The sequence below is a fragment of the uncultured Arthrobacter sp. genome (genome assembly GCF_902805515.1).
Lineage (GTDB): Bacteria > Actinomycetota > Actinomycetes > Actinomycetales > Micrococcaceae > Arthrobacter_D.
This window is the reverse complement of the sequence record NZ_CADCTE010000119.1, coordinates 1-25,208: the sequence shown is the minus strand read 5'-3', so window position 1 is coordinate 25,208 and position 25,208 is coordinate 1. Positions and strand designations below refer to the sequence as shown.

At 70.4% G+C, this 25,208-nt stretch carries 20 protein-coding genes; 13 read left to right on the top strand and 7 right to left on the bottom strand.

The genetic code is table 11. The features are described from left to right. Window positions 1-86: 86 nt before the first annotated feature. The 9 genes from argC to QZX79_RS10330 all read left to right on the top strand — a co-directional run bounded on the left by argC (window position 87) and on the right by QZX79_RS10330 (window position 9,714). Complete coding sequence (gene argC, locus QZX79_RS10370) at window positions 87-1,118, top strand: N-acetyl-gamma-glutamyl-phosphate reductase (protein ID WP_294568207.1); 1,032 nt, start codon at window positions 87-89, stop codon at window positions 1,116-1,118. Next, window positions 1,115-2,284, top strand: a complete 1,170-nt coding sequence (gene argJ / locus QZX79_RS10365) for a bifunctional glutamate N-acetyltransferase/amino-acid acetyltransferase ArgJ (protein WP_294568206.1) — start codon at window positions 1,115-1,117, stop codon at window positions 2,282-2,284. The genes argC and argJ overlap by 4 nt, the downstream gene beginning before the upstream one ends. A gap of 14 nt (window positions 2,285-2,298) precedes the next feature. After that, entirely contained in the window at window positions 2,299-3,246 is a 948-nt protein-coding gene (gene argB, locus QZX79_RS10360; RefSeq protein WP_294568205.1) for an acetylglutamate kinase, read from the top strand. Then, window positions 3,243-4,517: an acetylornithine transaminase gene (locus QZX79_RS10355; RefSeq protein WP_294568204.1), complete on the top strand. Its 1,275-nt coding sequence runs from the start codon at window positions 3,243-3,245 to the stop codon at window positions 4,515-4,517. Before argB ends, QZX79_RS10355 begins: the two co-directional genes overlap by 4 nt. Then, window positions 4,514-5,470 (top strand): ornithine carbamoyltransferase, encoded by a 957-nt coding sequence (argF, locus tag QZX79_RS10350; protein ID WP_294568203.1) that lies wholly within the window; start codon window positions 4,514-4,516, stop codon window positions 5,468-5,470. Before QZX79_RS10355 ends, argF begins: the two co-directional genes overlap by 4 nt. Further along, window positions 5,467-6,063, top strand: coding sequence for an arginine repressor (locus tag QZX79_RS10345; protein WP_294568202.1), 597 nt, complete (start codon window positions 5,467-5,469; stop codon window positions 6,061-6,063). Before argF ends, QZX79_RS10345 begins: the two co-directional genes overlap by 4 nt. Next, window positions 6,060-7,262, top strand: coding sequence for an argininosuccinate synthase (locus QZX79_RS10340; RefSeq protein WP_294568201.1), 1,203 nt, complete (start codon window positions 6,060-6,062; stop codon window positions 7,260-7,262). Before QZX79_RS10345 ends, QZX79_RS10340 begins: the two co-directional genes overlap by 4 nt. Window position 7,263: 1 nt before the next feature. Further along, window positions 7,264-8,703, top strand: coding sequence for an argininosuccinate lyase (argH, locus tag QZX79_RS10335; RefSeq protein WP_294568200.1), 1,440 nt, complete (start codon window positions 7,264-7,266; stop codon window positions 8,701-8,703). Window positions 8,704-8,793: 90 nt separating this feature from the next. Beyond that, window positions 8,794-9,714 (top strand): SRPBCC domain-containing protein, encoded by a 921-nt coding sequence (locus QZX79_RS10330; RefSeq protein WP_294568199.1) that lies wholly within the window; start codon window positions 8,794-8,796, stop codon window positions 9,712-9,714. Here QZX79_RS10330 and QZX79_RS10325 read toward each other — a convergent pair. The 7 genes from QZX79_RS10325 to QZX79_RS10295 all read right to left on the bottom strand — a co-directional run bounded on the left by QZX79_RS10325 (window position 9,690) and on the right by QZX79_RS10295 (window position 20,053). Beyond that, window positions 9,690-10,979 (bottom strand): ROK family transcriptional regulator, encoded by a 1,290-nt coding sequence (locus QZX79_RS10325; RefSeq protein WP_366484892.1) that lies wholly within the window; start codon window positions 10,977-10,979, stop codon window positions 9,690-9,692. The two genes, QZX79_RS10330 and QZX79_RS10325, sit on opposite strands and share 25 nt — an antisense overlap. 33 nt (window positions 10,980-11,012) lie before the next feature. After that, window positions 11,013-14,045 (bottom strand): glycoside hydrolase family 38 C-terminal domain-containing protein, encoded by a 3,033-nt coding sequence (locus QZX79_RS10320; RefSeq protein ID WP_294568198.1) that lies wholly within the window; start codon window positions 14,043-14,045, stop codon window positions 11,013-11,015. Between the two features lie 77 nt (window positions 14,046-14,122). Beyond that, window positions 14,123-14,965 carry a carbohydrate ABC transporter permease gene (locus tag QZX79_RS10315; RefSeq protein WP_294568197.1) on the bottom strand — a complete coding sequence of 281 codons (843 nt, stop codon included), beginning with the start codon at window positions 14,963-14,965 and terminating at the stop codon, window positions 14,123-14,125. Further along, on the bottom strand, window positions 14,962-15,819 hold the full coding sequence (locus QZX79_RS10310) for a carbohydrate ABC transporter permease (protein WP_294568219.1): 858 nt from the start codon (window positions 15,817-15,819) through the stop codon (window positions 14,962-14,964). Before QZX79_RS10310 ends, QZX79_RS10315 begins: the two co-directional genes overlap by 4 nt. Window positions 15,820-15,914: 95 nt before the next feature. Continuing rightward, window positions 15,915-17,276: an extracellular solute-binding protein gene (locus tag QZX79_RS10305; RefSeq protein ID WP_294568196.1), complete on the bottom strand. Its 1,362-nt coding sequence runs from the start codon at window positions 17,274-17,276 to the stop codon at window positions 15,915-15,917. 591 nt (window positions 17,277-17,867) lie between these two features. Beyond that, window positions 17,868-18,428, bottom strand: a complete 561-nt coding sequence (locus QZX79_RS10300; protein ID WP_294568195.1) for a methylated-DNA--[protein]-cysteine S-methyltransferase — start codon at window positions 18,426-18,428, stop codon at window positions 17,868-17,870. Beyond that, a complete protein-coding gene (locus QZX79_RS10295; protein ID WP_294568194.1) occupies window positions 18,428-20,053 on the bottom strand; it encodes an AlkA N-terminal domain-containing protein in 1,626 nt (541 codons plus the stop codon). Before QZX79_RS10295 ends, QZX79_RS10300 begins: the two co-directional genes overlap by 1 nt. A gap of 175 nt (window positions 20,054-20,228) precedes the next feature. Between QZX79_RS10295 and QZX79_RS10290 the strand changes: the two genes are divergently transcribed. The 4 genes from QZX79_RS10290 (at window position 20,229) to tyrS (ending at window position 25,045) form a co-directional block, all read left to right on the top strand. Then, window positions 20,229-20,837 carry a DNA-3-methyladenine glycosylase gene (locus QZX79_RS10290; protein ID WP_294568218.1) on the top strand — a complete coding sequence of 203 codons (609 nt, stop codon included), beginning with the start codon at window positions 20,229-20,231 and terminating at the stop codon, window positions 20,835-20,837. Beyond that, window positions 20,834-21,388 (top strand): adenine phosphoribosyltransferase, encoded by a 555-nt coding sequence (locus tag QZX79_RS10285; protein ID WP_294568192.1) that lies wholly within the window; start codon window positions 20,834-20,836, stop codon window positions 21,386-21,388. The genes QZX79_RS10290 and QZX79_RS10285 overlap by 4 nt, the downstream gene beginning before the upstream one ends. A 62-nt stretch (window positions 21,389-21,450) precedes the next feature. Next, complete coding sequence (locus tag QZX79_RS10280) at window positions 21,451-23,703, top strand: UvrD-helicase domain-containing protein (protein WP_294568190.1); 2,253 nt, start codon at window positions 21,451-21,453, stop codon at window positions 23,701-23,703. 13 nt (window positions 23,704-23,716) lie between these two features. Next, a complete protein-coding gene (gene tyrS, locus QZX79_RS10275) occupies window positions 23,717-25,045 on the top strand; it encodes a tyrosine--tRNA ligase (protein ID WP_294568188.1) in 1,329 nt (442 codons plus the stop codon). Window positions 25,046-25,208 lie beyond the last annotated feature (163 nt).

The window sequence follows — 25,208 nt, the reverse complement described above, 5'->3', positions numbered from 1 at the left end:
CGCGGTCCGCTCCTCCCGCCATCCGAGCCCCGCCTTCCCTGCATAACTATGTGGTGGTCTGCATAAATCTGCCGTATGCTTGCGGAATGAGTCTTTCAGTCGCCGTGTCGGGAGCCAGCGGGTACGCCGGCGGGGAGCTGCTGCGGCTCCTCGCATCGCATCCGCAGGTGAAAATAGGCGCCATCACCGCCCACAGCAACGCCGGCGAGCGGCTCGGCGCACTCCAGCCGCACCTCCACGCGCTCGCCGACCGGGTCCTCGAGGAGACCTCGGCCGAGACGCTCGGCGGGCACGACGTCGTCTTCCTGGCGCTGCCCCACGGTGCGAGCGCCGGCCTCGCCGCCGAGCTGTCCCCGGACACCCTCGTCATCGACGCGGGAGCCGACCACCGCCTCGAGGACCCCGCCGCGTGGGATGCCTTCTACGGCTCCGCGCACGCAGGTACCTGGCCGTACGGGCTGCCCGAGCTGCCCGGACACCGGGAGTTCCTGCGCGGCGCCCGCCGGATCGCCGTACCCGGCTGCTATCCGACCTCCGCCCTGCTCGCCCTCGTCCCGGGCTTCGCGGCGGGCCTGCTGGAGCCCGACGACGTCGTCATCGTCTCCGCCTCGGGCACCTCGGGCGCGGGCAAGGCCGCCAAGGCACACCTCCTCGGCTCCGAAGTGATGGGCGGAATGAGCCCGTACGGCGTCGGCGGAAGCCACCGGCACACTCCGGAGATCGAACAGGGCCTCAGCGCCGCCGCGGGAGAGGCGGTGCGGATCTCCTTCACCCCGACCCTCGCCCCGATGGCGCGCGGCATCCTCACCACGGCCACGGCCCGGGTGCGTCCGGGCACCACGGCCGAGGAGCTCCGGGCAGCCTGGGCCGGCGCCTACGGCACCGAGCCCTTCGTGCGGCTCCTGCCGGAAGGGCAGTGGCCGGCGACGAAGGCGGTGCTGGGCTCCAACTACGCCAACCTCCAGCTCGCCCTCGACGCGCACGCGGGGCGGGTCATCGTCAGCTGCGTCATCGACAACCTCACCAAGGGCACCGCCGGCGGGGCCGTCCAGTCAATGAACATCGCCCTCGGACTCGACGAGACCGCGGGCCTGACCTTCCAGGGGACAGCACCATGAGCATCACCAGCCCAGGCGGTTTCCGTGCCGCCGGCGTCGCCGCGGGCCTGAAGGCCTCCGGCGGCTCCGACGTCGCCCTTGTCGCCAACGACGGGCCGCTGAAGCACGCCGCGGCGGTCTTCACCACCAACCGGGTCGCCGCGGCGCCGGTGCTCTGGTCGCGCCAGGTCGTCTCCGACGGCCGGGTCGACGCCGTCATCCTGAACTCCGGGGGAGCCAACGCCTGCACCGGCCCTGAGGGATTCGCCAACACCCACCGCACGGCCGAGGCCACGGCGGACCTGCTGGGCGTCTCCGCGGCCGACGTCTTCGTCTGCTCCACCGGGCTCATCGGCGAGCAGCTGCCGATGGACAAGCTGCTGGCGGGCGTCTCGGAGGCAGCCGGGAACCTCAGCTCCGCCGGAGGCCCGGCCGCCGCCGAGGCCATTCTGACCACCGATAGCGTCTCCAAGGAGGCGCGCTATCCGGCTTCCCCCGACACCGCGAGCGAGGGGTACTCGATCGGGGGGATGGCCAAGGGCGCGGGAATGCTTGCCCCGGGCCTAGCCACAATGCTCGTGGTGCTCACCACCGACGCCGTGCTCTCCCCGGCACAGCTCGACGCAGCGCTGAGGGCCGCCGTACGGGTAAGTTTCGACCGGACCGACGCCGACGGGTGCATGTCCACCAACGACACCGTGGTGCTGCTCGCCTCGGGAGCCAGCGGAGTTGCCCCCGATCCGGACCAGTTCACCTCCGCGCTGACCGGTATCTGCCTCGACCTCGCCTCCCAGCTGATCACCGACGCCGAGGGGGCAAGCCACACCATCGCCATCACCACGGTCCGTGCAGCCTCGGAGGCCGACGCCGAAACCGTGGGACGCGCGGTGGCACGCTCAAACCTCTTCAAGACGGCGATCTTCGGCAACGACCCCAACTGGGGGCGGGTCCTGGCGGCCGTGGGCACCACCGACGCTGCGTTCGAACCCTACCGCCTGAACGTGTCGATGAACGGGGTGCAGATCTGCCGGAACGGCGGCATCGGGGACCCCCGCGACCTCGTCGACCTGTCGGGCCGGGAGGTCCGCGTGGAGATCGACCTCGCCGCCGGGACCGCCAGCGCCACCATCTGGACCAACGACCTCACGCACGAATACGTGCATGAAAACTCCGCCTACTCAAGCTGACAGAAGGACCGAATGTGACGCACTCCGCCGCCTCCGCCGCCGGCCTGCTCCGGGCGCAGGGCACCGCCGCCGCCCTGGTCGAGGCGCTGCCCTGGATCCAGCGTTTCGCCGGAACCACCATGGTGATCAAGTACGGCGGCAACGCGATGATCAATGACGACCTGCGCCGCGCCTTTGCCGAGGACATCGTGTTCCTGCACCACGTCGGCGTCCGCCCGGTCGTGGTGCACGGCGGCGGGCCGCAGATCAGCTCGATGCTCGGCCGCCTGGGCATCGAATCCGAATTCGCCGGCGGCCTGCGGATCACCAACGCCGAGGCGATGGACGTGGTGCGCATGGTGCTCACCGGGCAGGTCGGCCGGGAACTGGTGGGCCTGATCAACGCCCACGGCCCCTACGCCGTGGGACTGAGCGGCGAGGACGGCGGCCTGCTTCAGGCAACGCGCACCGGCACCGTCGTCGACGGGCAGGAGGTCGACCTCGGCCTGGTGGGGGAGGTCACCGGCGTCAACCCCGGCGCCATCCTTGACATCCTTCAGGCCGGCCGGATCCCGGTGATCTCCACCGTCGCCCCGGAGACCGACGGCGGCGGCGCCGGGACCGGGCAGGTGCTCAACGTCAACGCGGACACCGCGGCCGCGGCCCTGGCCGCGGCGCTGGGGGCCTCACGGCTCGTCATCCTCACCGACGTCGAGGGGCTGTACCGCAGCTGGCCCGACAAGGATTCGCTGATCTCCGCCCTGCCGGCCGCGGAGCTGCGGGAGCTGCTGCCCTCGCTGGCCGCGGGAATGATTCCGAAGATGAAGGCCTGCCTCAAGGCGGTCGAGAACGGCGTGGAGAGCGCCTCCGTCATCGACGGGCGGCTGGCCCACTCCCTGATCCTCGAGACCTTCACCAACGCCGGAATCGGCACCCAGGTCACCGCCGACGCCGCGGCGCAGGCGCCGGAGGCCCGGGCATGAGCGCCGGGACCGGGGGAGTGCTCGAGACCGGCGGTGCGGAGTTCCTGGCGCGGCTCGGCTCACCGACGGGCACTCCGGCGTCCGGTGCGGACTGGCTCGCCCGGTACGGCTCCTCCCTCCTGGGGGTCTTCGGCACCCCGCAGCGCGTCCTCGTGCGCGGCAGCGGATGCACCGTCGAGGACGCCGACGGCAACACCTACCTCGACCTGCTCGGCGGGATCGCGGTGAACACCCTGGGCCATGCCCACCCGTTCGTCACCTCGGTGGTGTCGGCCCAGCTGGCAACCCTGGGCCACGTGTCCAACTTCTTCACCAGCCCCACCCAGGTCGCGCTCGCCGAGAAGCTGCTGGCGCTCGCCGGAGCCCCCGACGGCTCCCGGGTGTTCTTCACCAACTCCGGGACCGAGGCCACCGAGGCCGCGTTCAAGCTGGCCCGCCGGAACGGCTCGCCCACCCGCACCCGGATCCTCGCCCTCGACGGCGCGTTCCACGGACGCAGCATGGGGGCCCTGGCCCTGACCGCGAAAGAGGCCTACCGGGAGCCGTTCCAGCCGCTGCCGGGGGGAGTGGAGCACCTGCCGTTCGGGGACCCGGAGGCCCTGCTGAACGCCGTTGACGACACGGTGGCCGCGGTGTTCCTCGAGCCGATCCAGGGCGAGGCGGGCGTGCGCCCGCTGCCGCCGGGCTACCTTCGGCGGGCCCGGGAAGCCACCGCGGAACACGGCGCCCTGCTCATCCTCGACGAGGTGCAGACCGGCATCGGCCGCACCGGCAGCTGGTTCGCCCACCAGGCCGAGGGGATCGTCCCCGACGCCATGACCCTGGCCAAGGGCCTCGGCGGCGGGTTCCCGATCGGTGCCCTGATGACCTACGGGCCGGCGTCGGGCCTGCTCACCCCCGGGCAGCACGGGACGACGTTCGGCGGCAACCCGGTCGCCGGCGCCGCGGGCCTTGCGACCCTCGCCGTCCTCGAGGAAACCGGTGCCCTCGACAACGCCCGGGCCCTGGGGGAGCACCTGCGCGCCGGGCTGGCCGCCGTTCCCGGGGTTCTCGAGGCCCGGGGTGCCGGGCTCCTCGTCGGTTTCGATCTGGACGGCGGGTACGCGCCCGCGGCGGTCTCGGCGGCGCTGAACGCGGGATTCATCATCAACAGCACCTCGGAGCGCACGCTGCGCCTGGCGCCACCGCTGATCCTCACCCGGCCGCAGGCCGACAGCTTCCTGGAGGCCCTCCCCGGCATCCTCACCACCGCGCAAGGAGCCGCATCATGACCCGACACTTCCTGGTCGACACCGATCTCAGTCCCGCGGAGCAGCGCGAGGTCCTCGACCTTGCCGACGAGCTGAAGAAGGACCCCTACTCGCTCGCCCCGCTGGCGGGCGGGGAGCACGGGCGCCGCACGGTGGCCGTCATCTTCGACAAGACCTCCACCCGGACCCGGATCTCCTTCGCGGCAGGCATCGCCGACCTCGGCGGCTCGCCGCTGATCATCGGCGCCGGGGAATCCCAGCTCGGGCACAAGGAGTCAATCACCGACACCGCGAAGGTCCTCGAACGCATGACCGCGGCCGTCGTGTGGCGCACCTACGCGCAGGCCGGGCTCGAGGAGATGGCCGCGGCGTCCTCGGTGCCGGTCATCAACGCCCTTTCCGACGACTACCACCCCTGCCAGCTGCTCGCGGATCTCATGACGATCCGCGAGCGCAAGGGCGAACTCTCCGGACTCACCCTGGCCTACCTCGGCGACGCCGCCAACAACATGGCCAACTCCTACCTGCTCGCCGGGGTCACCGCCGGCATGCACGTGCGGATCGCCGGCCCCGAAGGCCACCTGCCCGCCGGCGACGTCGTCGACGCCGCCCGGGAGCGGGCCGCGGCGACCGGTGGCTCGGTGCTCATCACCACGGACCCGGCCGAGGCCCTCCGGGACGCCGACGTCGTCGCCACCGACACATGGGTCTCCATGGGCCAGGAGGAGGAGAAGGCCGCCCGGCTCGAGCTGTTCCGCCCCTACGGCGTGGACGCGGCCGCGATGGGCCTGGCCCGGCCCGACGCCGTCGTCCTGCACTGCCTGCCGGCCTACCGCGGCTACGAAATCTCGGCCGACGTGATCGACGGCCCCCAGTCGGTGGTGTGGGACGAAGCCGAGAACCGGCTGCACGCGCAGAAGGCGCTTCTGGTCTGGCTGCTGCGCACCCCTGCGGCGGAAGACGGGCCGGCATGACCCGCGAGTCGCACCGGCCGGCGACGAAGACCGCCCGCCAGGCCCGGATCACCGCCCTGCTCACCGCTCAGTCGGTGCGGTCCCAGGGCGAACTGGCCGCACTGCTGGCCGCCGACGGCGTCCAGGTCAACCAGGCGACCCTCTCCCGGGACCTCGTCGAACTCGGCGCCGTGCGGATCCGCGGCCGTGATGGCGCGCTCGTGTACGCGGTGCCGGGCGAGGGCGGCGGCCGCGCACCGCAGACCGGGCTGACCCAGGAAATCCTCGACGCGCGCCTCGCTCGGCTGTGTGCCGAACTGCTGGTCACCGCGGAGGCCTCGGCGAACCTCGTCATCCTGCGCACCCCGCCGGGCGCCGCCAACTTCCTGGCCCTCGCCATCGACCACTCGGTTATGCCGTCGGTCCTCGGCAGCATCGCCGGGGACGACACGGTCATGCTCGTGACCCGCGACCCGAACGGCGGCGCGGAGGTCGCCGAACGCTTCCTGAACTACGCCCGCGACCCCCTCGGCGCGGGCGATCCCCACCCCGTACCCTCAAACCCCCTCCCGGACGCCGTGTCCGGGGATTCACCCAAGGAGCACACCCAGTGACCGAACGCATTGTTCTCGCCTATTCCGGCGGACTCGACACCTCGGTGGCCATCGGCTGGATCGCCGAGGCCACCGGCGCCGAGGTGATCGCCGTGGCGGTCGACGTCGGACAGGGCGGTGAGTCCCTCGAAGACATCCGGCAGCGCGCCCTCGCCTGCGGCGCCGTCGAAGCCTACGTCGCCGACGCGCGGGACGAGTTCGCCAACGAGTACTGCATGCCCGCCCTGAAGGCCAACGCCCTGTACATGGACGCGTACCCGCTGGTCTCCGCGCTGTCCCGCCCGGTGATCGTCAAGCACCTCGTGGCCGCCGCCCGGGAGTTCGGCGCGACGACGGTGGCGCACGGCTGCACCGGCAAGGGCAACGACCAGGTCCGCTTCGAGGTCGGCATCCAGACCCTCGGCCCCGACCTGAAGTGCATCGCCCCGGTGCGCGACCTCGCACTGACCCGCGACAAGGCCATCGCCTTCGCCGAGGAGAGGAACCTGCCCATCGAGACCACCAAGAAGAACCCGTTCTCGATCGACCAGAACGTGTGGGGGCGCGCCGTCGAAACCGGCTTCCTCGAGGACATCTGGAACGGGCCCACCAAGGACGTCTACGAGTACACCGACGCACCCGAGGCCTCCCCGGCGCCCGACGAGGTCGTCATCACCTTCAAGGCGGGCGTCCCCGTGGCCATCGACGGCAGCCCCGTCACCCCGCTGCAGGCCATCGAACAGCTCAACCGCCGGGCCGGCGCCCAGGGCGTGGGCCGCATCGACATCGTCGAGGACCGCCTCGTCGGCATCAAGAGCCGGGAGATCTACGAGGCCCCCGGTGCCATGGCGCTCATCGCCGCGCACCGCGAGCTCGAGAACGTCACCGTCGAGCGCGAGCAGGCCCGCTTCAAGAAGACCGTCGACCAGCGCTGGACCGAACTGGTGTACGACGGCCAGTGGTTCTCCCCGCTGAAGCGCTCCCTCGACACCTTTCTCGAGGACACCCAGAAGTACGTGAACGGGGACATCCGGATGGACCTCCACGGCGGGCGCGCCACCGTCACCGGCCGCCGCTCCGAGACCGCGCTCTACGACTTCAACCTGGCCACCTACGACACGGGGGACACCTTCGACCAGTCGATGGCCCGCGGATTCATCGAGATCTTCGGCCTGTCCTCCAAGGTGGCCTCAGGCCGCGACCAGCGGGCCGGGGCCTGAGGTGGAGGCCCGCGCCACCGGAAGCACCAACACCGGATCGCTGTGGGGCGGCCGGTTCGACGGCGGCCCGGCCGACGCCCTGGCCGCGCTGAGCAAGTCGACGCACTTCGACTGGCGCCTCGCCGTGTACGACATCGAAGGCTCCCGCGCCCACGCCCGGGTGCTGCACCGGGCCGGGCTGCTGAACGAGGGCGAGCTGGCCGGGATGCTGAAGGCCCTCGACGCGCTCGACGCCGATGTCCGCTCCGGGGCCTACACCCCGGCGGACTCGGACGAGGACGTGCACGGGTCCCTTGAGCGCGGGCTGATCGAGCGGGCGGGCCCGGAGCTGGGGGGCCGGCTGCGCGCCGGGCGGTCCCGGAACGACCAGGTCGCCACCCTCGGGCGCATGTACCTGCGCGACCACACGCGCGTCATCGCCGGCGGCGTGCTCTCCGTCGTTGATGCGCTCGTCGGCCAGGCCCGGGCCCACCCGGAGGCACCCATGCCGGGGCGCACCCACCTGCAGCACGCCCAGCCGGTGCTGCTGAGCCACCACCTGCTCGCCCACGCCTGGGCGCTGCTGCGCGATGTGCAGCGGCTGCAGGACTGGGACCGGCGCGCGGGCGTCTCGCCCTACGGGTCCGGGGCGCTGGCCGGCTCCTCGCTGGGCCTCGACCCGGAGGCGGTGGCCGCCGACCTCGGGTTCGACTCGGCGACGCATAACTCGATCGACGGGACCGCCTCGCGGGACGTCTACGCCGAATTCGCGTGGGTCGCGGCGATGATCGGCGTCGACCTGTCCCGTATCAGCGAGGAGATCATTCTCTGGGCCACCAAGGAGTTCTCCTTTGTGACGCTTCATGACTCGTTCTCCACCGGTTCCTCGATCATGCCGCAGAAGAAAAATCCGGATGTCGCCGAGCTGGCCCGCGGCAAGGCCGGCCGGCTGATCGGCGACCTCACCGGGCTCCTGGCCACCCTGAAGGGACTGCCCCTGGCCTACAACAGGGACCTCCAGGAGGACAAGGAACCGGTGTTCGACGCCGTCGACACCCTTGAGCTCCTGCTGCCGGCGGTGTCCGGGATGATCGCCACCCTCGCCTTCTCCACCGAACGGATGGCAGCGCTGGCACCCCAGGGATTCGCGCTGGCCACCGACGTCGCGGAATGGCTGGTGAGGCAGGGGGTTCCCTTCCGTGAGGCGCACGAACTGTCCGGCGCGGCGGTGCGGCTCGCGGAGGGCCGCGGGGTGGACCTGGACGGTCTCACCGACGAGGAGTACGCGGGAATTTCCGCCCACCTCACCCCCGGGGTGCGGGAGGTCCTGAGCGTCGAGGGGTCCCTCGGCAGCAGGGACGCCCAGGGCGGAACCGCTCCGGCCGCCGTCGCCCGCCAGCTCGAAGCCCTCGAGCGGGAGCTGCGCGCGGCTGCGGATTTCGCCCGCCCCCGGGCCTCCTGAGGATCCCCGGCGGCCCGTCCGGGCCGCCGGGGGAGTCTTCCGTCGGGCCCGGAGCCGGAGTAGGTTGTGGCTAACCCACCCGGAGGGACCATGGACACAGGCACCAGAACCGAAACCCCCGCCGGTACGATCGTGCCCGGGCAAACCCACCCAGGCGGAACGCCCGCGGGCGGCCCCGGGCGGGCGGATCCCACCGGACGCGTCGAGCAGGTCCACGGGAACCACGTCCTGGCCTTCGACGAACAGTTCGACTACCCGCGGTCCTATCTCTGGGAACTGCTGACGTCGCCGCCGAAGCTCGAGCGCTGGCTCGGACGGCTCAGCCCGGGGCTGAAGCTGGGCAAGGAGTTCTCCCTCGAACTCGACGGCGGAGTCATCAGCGGCACGGTGGTGCACATCGACCCGCCCACCAGCGTGCAGTTCACCTGGGAGGACGAGTTCGGCCTCGTGTCGATCGTGGAGTTCCGGGTGCTGCCCAGCAACGGCGGCACCCTCCTCCAGCTCCGGCTCCACCCGGAGACCGACGAATTTCTGGCCGAGGGAGCGGCGGGCTGGCAGCTGCTGCTCGGGGCCCTGCGGGCGGCGGCGGCCGGCGTGCAAGCGGAGGGACCGGGCGCGGACTGGATGGAGCTGCGCGACGCCTACTGCCGGCGCTTCGCGCTTTCACCCAGCATGGGCGTGCTCGAAGAGGTGGAGGGCGTGGCGCTCGTCCGTTTCGACCGGCGCTACGAAGGGAGGCTGCTCCTTGTCAATGATGCGCTGACCGCGGACCCCGAGGACCAGCCCTTCGTCGAGCTGGCCGAGGTGGACCTCACCCGTGAGGGCAAGAAGTGCACCCGGGTGACGGTGCGGGCGGTCGTGGAGGACCGGGCGGGGCTGCCAAGGCTCATGGCCCGCTGGCATGCCCATCTCGACGCGGTCGCCGTGAACCTCGCCGGCGGCTCACCGCACCGGAGCGAGCGCAAGATCCGGGTCCTCGAGGAGTTCTACCGCCGGGCCCTGGCCGCCTGAGCCGGGCCGGGCCTGTCGGTCCGCAGCAGCAGCTGTTCGGGCGAGGGCGAGAGGGCGTTGGTGAACACCGTGCACGCGGCCCCGACCGCGCCCACATCGGTGCCGAAGGCCGTTCCCTCGACCTGGATCCCGTCCGTATGCGGGGCCACGGTCAACCTCGTCAGCACGTCCGGAACAATCCGGAGGTAGGACCCGGCCAGCAGCGGCCAGTAGGGACCCCCGAACACCACGCGGTCGAAGTCGAGGGCGTTCGTCAGCACGGAGACGGCCTTGGCCACGCGCTCGGCGGAGACGTCGATGATTCTCCGGGCTGCCTCCCCGTCCACCGCACGGGCGCACAGGTCGAGGAACGCCGTTTCGACCGCTCCCGGGTCGGCGTTGTCCACGGCATAGTCGAGCACGCCCAGCAGAACGGCCTCCTGCACGAGGTTCTGCGGCATGCAGGTCACCGCCAGGCAGCCCCGCAGCCCGCAGGTGCAGGCCGGCCCGTCGGGGGCCACGACGATGTGACCGACCTCGCCGGCGTTCTGTGTCCGCCCGCGGAGCACCGAGCCGCCCGACACCAGGCCGATGCCGATGCCGGTCCCGAGGTAGACGAAGAGGAAGTTCTCCGGCGACTCGCTGTGACTGCCCCAGATCTCCGCCACGGCCGCCGCGGCGACGTCCTTTTCAAGCACCACGGGGAAGCCGGTCGCCTCGCTGAGGGAGCTCCGCAGGGGCACCTGGTGCCACCCCCGAAGGAAGGGAGGATTCACAACGACGCCGTGCTCGGGGTCGATGGGGCCCGGAGATGCGACCCCGACGCCCAGCACGAGGCCCTGGTCAACCCCCGCACCGGCAAGCAGGTCGGCAACGGCCGAGGCCATGACATCCACAATCGGCTCGGCGCCGGGCTCCACCGGCGCGCGCCGCGTGGAGTGGGCGACGACCCGGCCGCTGAGGTCGAGGATCACGAAGGTGATGACCGCCGGATCGAGGTGCACGCCCACCGCGTAACCCGCCGTCGGATTCAGGGTGAGGACCGTCCGCGGCTTCCCGCGCCCCTTCCTCACCGTGCCCGATTCGACGATCAGCGCCTGGTCAAGCAGCCGCCGGGCGATGTTCGAGAGGGTCTGTGCCGACAGGCCGGTGGCCCCCGCCAGCTCAACGCGGCTGAGCCCGTCCGGGGACCGCCGAATGGCGTCCAGGACCACCGTCTGGTTGAAGTCACCCATCCGGGGGAGGTTGGTGCCCCGGCGCGACGGCGCACCGAATTCAGCGCTCAAGGCACACCCTCTCCGTCGATCGGGCTCCCCGGCTTAAGCCCTGCGTGCAAATCTTAGCGTTGTGAGCTGGAACGGCCGCAGCTCCAGTTCCACCGACGGCGACTCCGCCCGGCGGAGCGCGGCACCCTCGACGGGCCGCTCCAGGAGGTCGGTTTCGCCCACCGAGGTGAACGCGAAGCCGGCCGTGAGCGTTCCCCGGGCCCGCGTCCCGTGCGCCTCGTAGAGGCGCACGACGACGTCGCCGCTGCCATCCTCGGCCAGCTTGACCGCCTCGACGACCAGCGCATCGGAGTCGACAGTGAACAGGGGAGCGGCGTCCGGAGTGCCCACGCCCTCGACGGTCCGCAGCGGCAGGTTGAGCCGGTACCCTTCGCGCACCGCCTCAGGAATGCCGGCGCCCACCCGCAGCGACACGTTCATCAGGTGCCGGCCCTGGTCGGCCGTCGGGTCCGGGAAGGTCGGAGCCCGCAGCAGCGAGAGCCGCACGGTGGTGGTCGATCCGCGGCCGGTCGAGGACGAGCGGGCGACGTCGTGTCCGTAGGTCGAATCGTTCGCCACAGCCACCCCGTAACCGGTTTCGCCAACGTGCACCCAGCGGTGCGCCACCGTTTCGAAGCGGGCGGCGTCCCAGGAGGTGTTGGCGTGGGTGGGCCGGTGGATATGGCCGAACTGGATCTCGGAGGTGGCGCGGTCGGCGTGCACATCGAGCGGGAAGGCGAGCTTGAGCAGTTTCTTCTGTTCGTGCCAGTCGACCTCGGTCCGGATGTCGAGCCTCGGCTCGGTGCCGTCGAGGGAGAGGAACTGGACCACCCGGGAGGCGCTGAACTCCCGTTCGATCCGCAGCGCCTGGCCGCCGGGCCCGTCGATGACCCGCAGGTCCGTGAGCTCGGTGAGGTCGCGCGTGTTCCGGCGGTAGTGCTCATCGATGTCCCAGGCATCCCACTGGGTGGGAGTGTCGCGGTGCAGCTGCAGGAGGTTCGCCGCTGCGCCGTCGGGCACCAGTTCCCGTCCGGCGGCAACGTCGTAGACGGAGCGAACCAGCCCGGTGCCGTCGACGAAGACCCGGACCGCGGCGTTCTCAAGCCGGTAGCCGCCGTCGGCCGCGCGAATGGTCCCCGCGCCGGGACGCCGGTCCCGTGCGGCGGCAGACAGCGCCGGGACGCCGTCGACCGCGTAGGGCGAGGCATTGAGCACGGCGGTGTGCGGTCCGGCCCCGAGGAGGCTGCGGGCGGCGCTGTCGATGACCGCCCCGAGCCGTACCGCCACGTCGGCGTAGTTGCGCTCGGCCTCCTGGTGAACCCAGGCGATGGAGGAGCCGGGCAGGATGTCGTGGAACTGCTGGAGCAGCACCACCTCCCAGATCTCCCGCAGCTCCTGCTCCGGATAGGCGGCCCCGGTGCGCACCGCCGCCGTCGTGGCCCACAGTTCGGCCTCCCGCAGCAGATGCTCGGAGCGCCGGTTGCCGCGCTTGGTGCGGGCCTGGGAGGTGTAGGTGCCGCGGTGGAACTCAAGGTACAGCTCGCCGGACCAGACCGGAGGCTGCGGATACTCCGCCTCCGCGTCCTCAAAGAAGGCCCGGGGGCTGGAGAGGGCCACCGTGGGCGATCCCTCGAGGGAGGAGGTCCGCCGGGCGGCGGCGATCATCTCGCGGGTCGGTCCGCCACCGCCGTCGCCGTGGCCAAAGGGGACCATCGAGGTGGTGCCGATGCCCTTTTCCGCGTACTGGCTCTCGGCGCGGGCCAGTTCCTCGCCGCTCAGGGTTGAGTTGTAGGTGTCCACGGGAGGGAAGTGGGTGAACAGCTGGGTGCCGTCGATGCCCTCCCAGCGGAAGGTGTGGTGCGGCATGGTGTTCGTCTCGTTCCACGAGATCTTCTGCGTCAGGAACCAGCGCGCCCCGGCGGCGGCCATGATCTGGGGCAGCGCCGCCGAGTAGCCGAAGGAATCGGGCAGCCACACCTCCTCGCACTCGACGCCGAACTCACGGAGGAAGAAGTTCTTGCCGGCCACGAACTGGCGTGCCAGAGCCTCCCCGCCGGGCAGGTTGGTGTCGGATTCGACCCACATCCCGCCGACGGGAACGAAGTTTCCGGCGGCCACCTTCTCCTTCACCCGCTCGAAGAGCTCAGGGTAGGAGGCCTTGAGCCACGCGTACTGCTGGGCAGAGGATGCAGCGAAGACGAAATCGGGGTTTTCATCGATGAGGTCGCACACATTGGAAAAGGTCCGCGCCACCTTCCGGACCGTCTCACGCGTCGGCCAGAGCCACGCGGAGTCGATGTGGGCGTGCCCGACGGCGTGGAGCCGGTGCGCGCTCGCCGACGCCGGCTTGGCCAGGGCCGGCGCCAGGATGTCCCGGCCGAGCTGCGCGGTGCCGGCGACGTCGTCGGGGTCCATCTCATCGACGGCCCGGTCGAGGGCACGGAGGATCTCGGCGCGCCGCTGGGAGGATGCGGGCAGCTGCCCGAGCAGTCCAAGCAGGGCGGCGAAGTCCTGCTCCAGCTCCCACACCGTCAGGTCGAGCAGGCCGACTTCGATCTGGGCGAGGCGGTACAGTCGGGCGTCTCCTGCCGTCGCCTTGTCCCCGTAGGGGGTGGGGATGAACAGGAAATCCTGGGCCACGTTCGGGTTCGCCGCGGCCTCGATGTAGAGGTCGATGGGCTCGCCGGACGCGGCATCGAGCCGCACGCCGCGGTTCAGGGGCTCGACGGCCTTCAGGATGCGGCCCGACGCCGAGTACACCGTGCCCTCGGCCTGGAATCCGGGCTGCGCCCCGGTGAAGCCCAGGTCGACGACGAGTTCGACCCGGGTGTCCTGCTCGTCCGCCCAGACGGCGGGAATCTTGCCCTCGGCGTGGAACCAGACGGTGCCCCACGGCTTGCCCCAGTACATTCCGTGCCCGGCGGGGGTGAACTCGTTCCGTACCGCCTCCTCGAAGGGCACGGGCTCGTCGGGCACCTCCCAGGAGCTGAGGGTGAGGGAGGAGGTGCTTCGGTAGAGGGCCGGCTGGACCCGTTCTCCGCGGAAACGCCGGATGCGGGCCTCGACGAGGGGGCTGTCGTAGTGCATGGAAGGACCTTTCGGATGCGTTGGGGCCGGGGGAACCGGCGGTGGCCACAGGCCAGGGGGACATGGAGCCGGGACGGTCAGCCCTTGATCGCCCCGGCGGTGGCGAAGGAACCGCCGATGCCCTTGGTGACCAGGATGTAGAGGACGATGACCGGAATCGAGTAGAGCAGGGAGAAGGCCGCAAGCTGCCCGTAGGCGACGCTTCCGTACTGGCCGAAGAAGTTGAACACCGTCACGGCGGCGGGCTGCTTGTGGTTCGAGAGCAGCAGGATGAAGGGGATGAAGAAATTCCCCCACGCCTGGATAAACACGAAGATGAAGACCACGGCAAGGCCCGGGCGCATCAGCGGAACGACGACGGTGCGGAGTGCCCGCATCGCGCTCGCCCCGTCGATCCAGGCGGCCTCCTCGAGACTGACCGGCACCGAATCCATGAAGTTCTTGGTCATCCAGATCGCCATCGGCAGCGAGGTTGCGGCCATGAACAGCGCGACCGTGGCCACGCTGTCGAGCTGGCCCAGCCGGACGAACATGCTGTACACGGGGACCATCATGGCGGTGATCGGCAGCCCGGTCCCGAACAGCACCCCGTAGAGGAACGGCTTGTTGTACCGGGCCTGGTGGCGGGACAGCGGATAGGCCGCGAGCACCGCGGCCAGCACGGTGATGACGGCGCAGCCGGCCGAGAGGAGGAAGCTGTTCCACAGCGGCCACAGGGTCTGCTCCGGGGTGAGGACAGCGGAGAAGTTGGCCAGGGAAAACTCCGCTGGCAGGTTCAGCGACGCGGTTGCCTTCGTGTCCAGGGACGCGAGGAGCAGCCAGGCCAGCGGCAGGAGGAAGCAGGCCGCGACCGCGAGCAGGACGGCCGAGGAGACGCCGCGTGAGACGGATCTGCGCGGTGAGGCGATGGAGGTGGTCATGAATTGTCCCCCGGTTTCAGAACTCGGATGTAGAGGATGGAGAACACCGCGCCGATGAGCAGCATGACCGTCGCGATGGCGGTGCCGTAACCGACCTTCCCGAGCCCGAAGGCCTCGGCGTAGGCAAAGATCGGCAGGGTGGTGCTGCGCTGGTTCGGTCCGCCGCTCGTCATCACGAAGATCAGGGTGAAGACGGACAGGGTCTGCAGCGTGATGAGCATCAGGTTGGTCGAGATGCTGTTGCGGATCATGGGGACGGTGACGTAGATCAGGCGTTTCCACCCGCCGGCGCCGTCGATGACGGCGGCCTCGGTGATCTCGGGGGCGACGTCGTTCAGGGCGGCCTCGTAGATCATCATCGAGAACGCTGTGCCCCTCCAGATATTGGCGAGGATGACGGCGGCCATCGGGTAGGTGAAAAGCCAGTCGACCGGCTCCGCGTTGACGGCGGCGAGCATCCGGTTCAGCGTTCCGTCGGAGCTGAAGAAGGCGTAGCAGGCAAACGCCGCCACGATCTCCGGGAGGACCCACGCCGTCACCACCGTCGTCGCGACGACCGAACGGACCGCCTTGGGCGCCGCGGCGGTCAGCAGGGCCAGCCCCAGGCCCAGGAAGTTCTGCCCGATGACCGCCGAGAGGAGCAGGAACACGACGGTCAGCCACAGGGCATTCGGGAAGTCGGGGTCCGTGATGAGCGCAAGATAGTTGTCCAGGCCGACGAACCGCGGGCTTGAGGCGGCCGTGCCCGACAGCGAGGCATTGGTGAAGGATCCGTAGACGGACCAGATCACCGGGCCGAGCATGAACAGCGCCAGCAGGACGACGGCGGGGACGAGGGGCACTGCGCGCCGCAGTGAGCGGCGCGCAGTGGGGGTCCGGCCGGCGGCGGCCGGGCGCCGCGCAGCCTGCGGAGGCCTCCCGGCCCCGCCGGTGCGGGTCGGGGTGGCTGTCACTTCTCGATGACGTTGTCGTCGCCGACCAGGTTCCGGACCGCGTCGTCGTACGCGTCCGCCGCCTCCTCGACCGACTGTTCCCCGGTCATGACGGCCTCCATGGCCTGCTGGATGCTTCCCGAGATCTCGGGGTAGTCCGAGGTGGTGGGGCGGTAGTGCGTCACCTCGACGAGGTCACTGAAGAACTTGTTGACGGGGCTGGACTCGGTAAAGGAGGGGTCCTCGGCGACGTCGCGGCGCACCGGAACCTGGGAGGCGTCCTTATTGAAGGACAGGGTGTTGTCCTTGTTCAGCGCCGTGCTGATGAAGTCGAATGCCATGTCGGGGTTCTTGGTGTTCGCCCCGACGGCCAGGGTCCAGCCGCCGGACATGCTCGTCGCACCGGGCTCCTGCCCGTTCTGCGTCGGCATGGGGGCGACGGCCATGACCTCGGACCATTCCGGCCAGGGGGCGGGCCCGGTCTCAAGCCAGGTCCCCGCGATCCACGAGCCGTCGATGGAGGCGCCGACCTTGTTGGTGGGATAGCCCTCGCCGTTGAGCTGCTGGTAGTAGTTCGAGTCGAGCGCCGTGGCGACCTCCGGGCCCAGGCCGCCTCCATAGACGTCGGAGATGAACTGCAGGGAGTCCCTGAACCCCTGCGAGCCCACGACCCACTTGCCCTCTTCCGTGTCGTACAGGGTGTCGTCCGTCCCGTAGAGGAGCATCTCGAAGCCCTGCATCGAGGCAGCTTCGCCCATGCCGGTGCCGGAGTAGATGTTGAAGGGGACCGCGTCGGGGATGGCAGCCTTGATCTTTTCGGCGGCGCTGAGGATGTCATCCCAGGTCTTGGGCTCCCACGGCACGTCGAGCCCGGCCTCCTTGAACACCTCGGTGTTGTACCAGAGGGCGCGGGTGTCGGTTCCCATCGGCACCGCGTAGGTCTTCCCGTCGGCGCCCAGGCCGGCCTGCTTGGCGCTGTCGATGAATGCCGAGTCCCAGTCCTCCCACTCGGCGAGGTGCTCGTCCAGGGCCAGGAGGTAGCCCGCTTCGGCGTCTGGCCGGACGCGGAAGCTGTCCTCGTAGAAGACATCCGGCGCCGTGTCGGGGGAGCGCTGCATCAGGGCGAGCTTGGTGGCGTAGTCGTTCTCCTCCGCCTGGATGGGCTCGAGTTCGACGGTCGATCCCGGATTGGCCTCTTCGAAATCCTCCTTGGCCTTCTTCATCAGCTTGTCCACCTGCGTGTAGGTGGCGGTCGTTTGATAGGCCACCGTGATTGACTTGTCGCCGCCCTCGGCGTCATTGCCTGCCGGTGCGCAGCCCGAGGCCGCGAGAACCAGGAAGGGGATGGCGGGCGCGGCCCAGAGAACTGACTTTCGCATGGTGCTCCTTTGCTCCATTGAGAACCCACCGGGAATTCTGCAGGTCGCCTTTGGCCAGCAGGAGGATGGCGGGTGGCGACGGGAGTGAAAGTAGTGGCCCGTCGTTGCGATAAGTAAAGCGACTGGATTAATTCCTGTCAACGGTTCCGGATCGCGTCTTCGTGCCGCACACGGTACCCGCGGGGAACGCCCCCGCGCCGAAACTGCAGCTCACCCCGCTCTGCGCGGTGCAAAGTGTGGTGACGTGCACATTCGGCGGGGAGGGGCGGTGGGGAAGGGGCGGCAAGCGGGCGCGCTTCCCAGAGCCTGCCCGCTCCCATCGAGACTGCTGCTCACCCCGCTCTGCGCGGCCCGAAGGGTGGTGACGTGCAAACTCGACGAAAGGGGCGGTGGGAAAGAACGCACCTGGAGTCTGTCCGCTCCCGCCGAGACTGCAGCTCACCCCGCTTCGAGCGCCCCAAAGGGTGGTGACATGCAAACTCGACGAAAGGGGCGGTGGGAAAGAACGAACCTGGGTCCACCCGCTCCGCACTCGGCCGTGCGCACTTGGCCGTGCGCACTTGGCCGGAGGGTGCCCTCCCGGCGGAGGGGTCAGTCGAAGAGGGCCGTCTGGGCGCCGGAGGCAGTGGCCGACACGGCCGGGGGGAGGCCGTGCGCTGCGGCCTCCCGGTCGAGGAGCCGGCGCTTGACCTCGAGGCCCCAGCGGAACCCGCCCAGGGTGCCGTCGGTGCGGACCACACGGTGGCACGGAACGAAAAGGGCCGCCGCGTTGCGCGCACAGGCCGCCGCGGCCGCCCGGACGGCGGTCGCCTTGCCGGTCAGCGCCGCGTACTGGGCGTAGGTGACCGGCTCGCCCGCCGGCACCTCGCGGAGCACCTCCCAGGCGCGGGTGCGGAACGGTCCCGAGAGCTGGTGGACGGGGACCTCGAGGATCGCCGTCAGGTCGCCGTCGTAGTAGGCCTCAACGGCATCGGTGATCCGCCGCAGCTCTGCCGGCGCGGCGCTCATCGAGACCGGCTTGAGGCTGGTGTGGATCTGCCCGGTCAGGTCCGCCGTGTCGGCGGTCCAGCCCGAGGCAATCACCACCCCGTCGCGTTCAATGATGGTGAAGGGCCCGTCCGGAGTGGGGATGGTGGTGGTCAGGGAGGTCATCACTGGTTGTCCTTCGATTCCTTGGAGGGGGCCGGGGGTAAAGCATCGGGGGAGGAGCCCGGGCGGGCAGCGTGCACCCGGCGGGCGCCGGAGGCCCGTGCCGGGATGCCGGAGGCAACCCGCCACAGGTGCATCGTGGCATAGGAACGCCAGGGGCTGACGGCGGACATGGCGTCGGAGAGCGCGGCGGCCGCCCCGGCCTTGGTCGCTGCCCCGGCCGCCGGCCCGCCGGAGTCGGTGAGGGCCGCCCACCCGTTCCGGATGGCGGCGTCGTTGCCGAGGTGGATGTCGGTTGCTCCCAGCACCCGCATGGCCACGTAGTTCACGGTCCACGGGCCGATCCCGGGAAGGGGAAGCAGCCGGTCCGCCAGCGACTGCGGGTCGTCCTCGACGCCGAGGCGGATGCTGCCGTCGGCGAGGCCCTCGGCGGTGCGGCGAACCGCCTCGATCCGCCGGGCCGGTCCGCGCAGCACGCTCCCTGCCACCTCCGCGATCTGCGCCGGGTTCGGAAACAGCCGCTCGAAGCCGGGCTGGGGCAGCACCGACGGCGTGCCCGCCTCGGCCAGGGAGGTGAGCGCGGTTCTCGCTGCGCTCACGGTGATCTGCTGGCCGATCATCGCCCGGATGAGGAGCTCCGCGGGGTCAACCGCCCCGGGAAGCCGGATTCCGGGCACCGCTGCCGCCAGCGGCGCGAACAGCGGGCTGCCCGAGAGGGCGGCGTCGACGGCCGTGGGATCGGCGTCGAGGTCGAACAGCCTGCGGATCCGGCTCAGGAGCACGGGCAGGTCGCCAAGGCTCTCAAGGCTCAATTCGACCCGCAGACCCCCCGGCGCATCCCTGCCGCCCACGGGGAATGCGCGGAACCAGCCCTGTCCGCCCGGAAGCTGCACCAGCCGGGCGTAGCTTTCCTTCGTGCCCTGCTCCACGCCGGGCAGGGCGCGGGCGGCCAGGAAGCCGAAGATGCCGTTGTCGTAGGGAGCCCGGACCGGCAGGGTCAGGACCAGCCCCGGAAACGCCGGGGCGGCCGCACCGGGCGGGCGGTCGGCGGAACGGCGGGGAGCCCGGCTGAGGGAATCCGCCCCGCGCAGCTGGGACGGGGTGAGGTCGAAGACCTCCTGCACCGTGTCGTTGAACTGGCGGATGCTGCTGAAGCCCGCGGCGAAGGCGACGTCCGACAGCTTCATCGACGTCGCGGTCAGCAGCGTCCGTGCGGTCTGAGCGCGGCTCGCACGGGCCAGGGCCAGCGGGCCTGCGCCGAGTTCCTCACGCAGGATGCGGTTGAGCTGCCGCGTCGAGTACCCGAGCTTCCCAGCCAGGCCGACGACGCCCGAGCGGTTGACCTCGCCGTCGGCGATCAGCCGCATTGAGCGGGCTGCCACGTCCGAGCGCAGGTTCCATTCCGGGGTGCCGGGGACGGCCTCGGGCAGGCAGCGCTTGCACGCCCGGTATCCGGCCTCGTGGGCCGCGGCCGACGTGCGGTAGAACCGGACGTTCGCTGGCTTCGGCGTCCGTGCGGGGCAGGACGGCCTGCAGTAAATGCCGGTGCTGGAGACCGCCGTGACGAACTGTCCGTCGAAACGGACGTCGCGGGCGTCGATGGCGCGGTACTGCTGCCAGAAGTCCATTGCTTCATCCTCCCAGCTTTCTCAGGCCCAACCTAGCGGGAATCGGACATCACCGTGGCGTCCCCGGTTGGAGGAGGACGCGGGCGGCTTGCTACCGTAACTGGTTGTGGCCCACCTGCCTGTTCCCGGCGCACCCGCGCCCGTCCCGCCCGTTTCCCACCCGTCGCGCAGCCGCCTGGCCGTGAATCCCCTGAAAGCGGCACCGCTGCTGCTGGGCGCGTTCCTGACCCATCGGGGCGAAGAAGGGCCGGTGACCGTCCGCATCACCGAGGTCGAGGCCTACCGTGGCACCGAGGATCCGGGCTCGCACGCCTTCCGCGGCAGGACCGCCCGGAACGCCTCCCTGCACGGGCCCGCCGGCACGCTCTACGTGTACTTCACCTACGGCATGCACTACTGCGCCAACGTGGTGTGCGGTGACGACGGCCGCGCCGGAGGCGTGCTGCTGCGCGCCGGGGAGGTCGTGGACGGGATCGAGACGGCCCGGGCCCGCCGGGGAGGGCCTCGAAGCGACCTCGACCTGGCCCGGGGCCCGGCCCGCCTGGCGCAGGCGCTCGGCCTCGACCGCCGGTTCGACGGCGCCGACCTGTTCGCCGGGCCGCTGGACCTCGAACTGCCTGAGGCGCCCGTATCGGCCGGGGAGTATGCCACCGGTCCGCGCGTCGGGCTCAGCGGTCCCGGGGGTGGCGCCGAGTACCCATGGCGCTTCTGGCTGCCAGGTGAGCCCACCGTCTCCAAGTACCGGCCCGCGAAGCCCCGTGCTGCCCGTAAGGTGATGGGGTGAATATCAGCCCACCGGCCCCCCAGAGCGCCGGTTCCGCACGTGACCTCGTCGAGAAACTCTGCGCCGCGGTGCCCGACTTTCCCCTGCCCGGAATCATCTTCCGGGACCTCACACCGGTCTTCGCGGACGCCGCGGCGTTCCGCACCGTCATCGACGCCCTCATCGAACCGTTCCACGGCACGTTCGACGTGGTGGCCGGCATTGAGGCCCGTGGGTTCCTGCTCGCGGCTGCCGTCGGCTATGCCGCCGGAACCGGTGTCGTCACGGTCCGTAAGGCCGGGAAACTGCCGCGCGCCGTCTACTCGGAGGCCTACGACCTCGAGTACGGCCAGGCCACCCTTGAAATCCACAGAGATAGTGTCACTCCCGGGACCCGGGTGCTCCTGCTCGACGACGTGCTCGCCACCGGGGGGACCCTCGCGGCGGCGGCCCGGCTCTTCGAGCGGGGCGGTGCGGAGGTGGTCGGATGCGGCGTCGTGCTTGAACTCGAGGCACTGGCCGGCCGCGAACTCCTGCCGGGTCGCCGGGTGCACGCGCTGTCAACCCTGTAGGGTTCTGCGCACGTTAATCAGGATAGAATTGACGGTCTGCCTTTCCGGGAGGGAAACCCATCATGCATGAAACGTCCCACGCCAAGAACGAACTTGAATACGAGCGCGGGTACGTTGACGGCCTGTACCGGCGGCTCGACGAGCTGCGTGAGGAAAAAGCCCGGCAGCTGGCGGAAGTCCGCCGCAGCGCCTCGGCTGGCTCGCACCAGAACCGCTCCGAACGCGACGCTTTCGCCACCATGTACGAGGACCGCCTCGCCCAGCTGAACGCCGTGGACGACCGGCTCGTCTTTGGACGCCTCGACCTCGACGACGGCGAGGAGCGCTACATCGGCCGGATCGGGCTCTCCACGGAGGACCTTCAGCAGCTGATGATCGACTGGCGGGCGCCCGAGGCGGGAACCTTTTACCAGGCGACGGCCTTTGAGCGGATGGGCGTCCGCCGCCGCCGGCACCTGATCCTCTCCCGGCGCGACGTGGTCGCCATCGAGGACGACGTCCTCGACGCCGGACTGCTGAGCAACGACGAGTCGCTGCAGGGCGAGGGGGCGCTGCTGGCCGCGCTGAACTCCCGCCGGACCGGCCAGATGTCGGACATCGTCGGCACCATCCAGGCCGAGCAGGACCGCATCATCCGGGCGCCGCTGTCGGGGGTGACGGTCGTGCAGGGCGGTCCGGGCACCGGCAAGACCGCCGTGGCCCTGCACCGCGCCGCCTACCTCCTCTATACCCACCGCGACCGGCTCAAGTCTGCCGGCGTGCTCCTCGTCGGACCGACCGACGCGTTCATGAAGTACATCGAGAGGGTCCTGCCTTCGCTCGGCGAGACGGGCGTGGTGATGGCAGGCATCGGTACCCTGATGCCCGGCATCACCACCGTTCCCGAACACAGCGAGGGAGCGGCGGCACTCAAGGGCCGGCTGGAAATGGCGCAGATCATCCGGAACGCCGTCGCCAACCGCCAGCGCATCCCGGCCGAGCCCCGCCGGCTCAATGTTGAAGGCACGATGCTGACCCTGACGCCGCGCCAGGTGGCCCGGGCCAGGGACCGGGCGCGTGCGACCGGCAAACCGCACAACGAAGCCCGCGTCACGTTCGTCAAGATCCTCCTGCGTGAACTGACCGAACAGCTGACCGAGCAGCTCGAGGCCTCCTCCGGTCCCGGCAACAACGCCGACCGGGCCTACCTCGCCGAGGACGTGCGGAGCTCCCGTGACGTGCGGATTGCCCTGAACCTCGCCTGGATGCCGCTCACGCCGGAGAAGCTCATCACCGAACTGCTGAGCAAGCCCGCCCACCTCGCCGCGGCCGCACCGCACTGGAGCGAGGCGGACCGGGCACTGCTGCTGCGGCCGGCCGACGCCCCCTGGACCGAGGCCGACGTCCCGCTCCTGGATGAGGCCGCCGAACTCCTCGGCGAACTCGACGCCTCGGCTGGCAGGGACACCGCCGCCCGCGAGGCCGAGAACCGCCGGGACCTCGCCAATGCCGAGCGCACCCTCGAGAACGTCAATGCGTCCCTGATCGACTCGGGCGTCGACGGCGTCGTCACCGCCGAGGCACTGGCACAGCACAATGCCGTTTCCTCCGTGCGGCTCAGCGCAGCGGAGCGGGCCGCCGGCGACCGGACCTGGGCCTTCGGGCACATCGTCGTCGACGAGGCGCAGGAGCTCTCGCCGATGCAGTGGCGCCTGCTCATGCGGCGCTGCCCGGTGAAGTCATTCACGGTGGTCGGGGACATCGCCCAGACAAGTTCGGCCGCCGGTTCGAGCTCCTGGGGCCAGGCGCTCGAACCGTTCGTGGGTGATCGCTGGCAGCTCGAGGAACTGACGGTGAACTACCGGACTCCGGCGCAGATCGCCGAAGCCGCCGTCCGGATGGCCACCGCGGCCGGGCTCGTGATCTCGGCGCCGAAGGCGGTGCGCGAAGGCCGCTTCGCTCCCGTCGTCGACCGGGTGCCCGAGCTGGTTCCTGCCCTGCTGCAGGCGGTGCCCGAGGAACTGGACATCGTGGACGGCGGGCTGCTCGCCGTCATTGCGCCCGAGGACCAGCTCGACGACGTCCGGCGGGCCCTGACCGCCGAGTACGGCGACCGGGTCGGATCCGGGGCCGGCGGTCCCACCCAGGACATCGTGCTGCTGACTCCGCGCGGTTCCAAGGGCCTTGAGTTCGACGGCGTGGTCATCCTGGAGCCGCAGCGCATGCTCGATTCGGCCACCGCCCGGGTGGGGGACCTGTACGTGGCGATGACGCGCCCCACCCAGCGGCTGCGCCTGATCTCGACCGGCACGATCCCGGAGGGCATCGAGGGCTGATAATTTGGATCCTGTGCCGCAGACGACAGAATCCTCAGATCCGGGCCTGAGCGCCCAGCAGAACGACCCCTCATTCGCCAACGTGTGGCAGGAGCTCCGCTGGCGCGGACTCGTGCACGTCTCGACGGACGAGGCCGAGCTCGAAGAGCTCCTGGCCGGAGACCCGGTCACCTACTACTGCGGCTTCGACCCGACGGCACCGAGCCTGCACCTGGGTAACCTCGTGCAGCTGCTGCTGATGCGCCGGCTCCAGCTCGCCGGCCACAAGCCGCTGGCCCTCGTGGGCGGATCCACCGGGCTCGTGGGGGACCCCCGGCCTACGGCCGAGCGCACCATGAACACCAGGGAGACGGTGGCCGAATGGGTTGGCTACCTCCAGGGGCAGGTTCAGCGCTTCCTGAGCTTCGACGGCCCCAACGGGGCCCGCATGGTCAACAACCTCGACTGGACCGCGCCGATGAGCGCCATCGACTTCCTGCGTGAGGTCGGCAAGCACTACCGGGTCGGGACCATGATCAAGAAGGACATTGTGGCCACCCGGCTCAATTCCGACGAGGGCATCAGCTACGCGGAGTTCAGCTACCAGGTGCTCCAGGGCATGGACTTCCTCGAACTGTTCCGCAGCTACGGGTGCGTCCTGCAGACGGGTGGCTCGGATCAGTGGGGCAACCTCACCAGCGGAACCGAACTGATCCGTAAGGCCGAGGGCAAGACCGTCCACGCCATCGGCACGCCCCTGGTCACCAACTCCGATGGGACGAAGTTCGGCAAGAGCGAGGGCAATGCCATCTGGCTCGACGCCGCCATGACCAGCCCCTACGCCATGTTCCAGTTCTGGCTCAACACCGCCGACACCGACGTCATCGACCGGCTCAAGGTGTTCACGTTCCGGACGCGGGAGGAGATCGAGGCGCTCGAGCAGTCCACGGCAGAACGGCCGCACCTGCGCGAGGCGCAGCGCACCCTGGCCTATGACGTCACCTCTCTGATCCACGGGGTCGACGCCACCGAGAAGGTGATCGCGGCCTCGGCGGCACTGTTCGGCCAGGGGGAGCTGGGCCAGCTTGACGAACCCACCCTCACGGCGGCCACCGCCGAACTGCCGGCCGTCACCCTTCCCGCCGGGACCCCCACCATTGTCGAGCTGCTTACGGCCAGCGGGCTCTCCGCCAGCAACTCGGCCGCCCGGAGGACTGTGAGCGAGGGCGGAGCCTACGTGAACAACGTCAAGGTCACCGACCCGGAGGCGGCCATCGGTTCGGAGGCCCTCCTGCACGGCCGCTACGCCCTGGTCCGCAGGGGCAAGCGGACCCTCGCCATGGTCGAGGTCGAACCGGCGTAGACCCGTCCCCACCCCCACCACGTCCCCGGGTTTTGGTGGGTGTGGTGGGGGTGGGTGGGGGATTTGTGTTTGGGGTGGAGGGGTCGTATAGTTATGGAGTTGCCCCGGTGAGGGCGGCGAAACCCACACAAATTTCTGAGGCTTTCCTGGTGTGTGCTGTGCA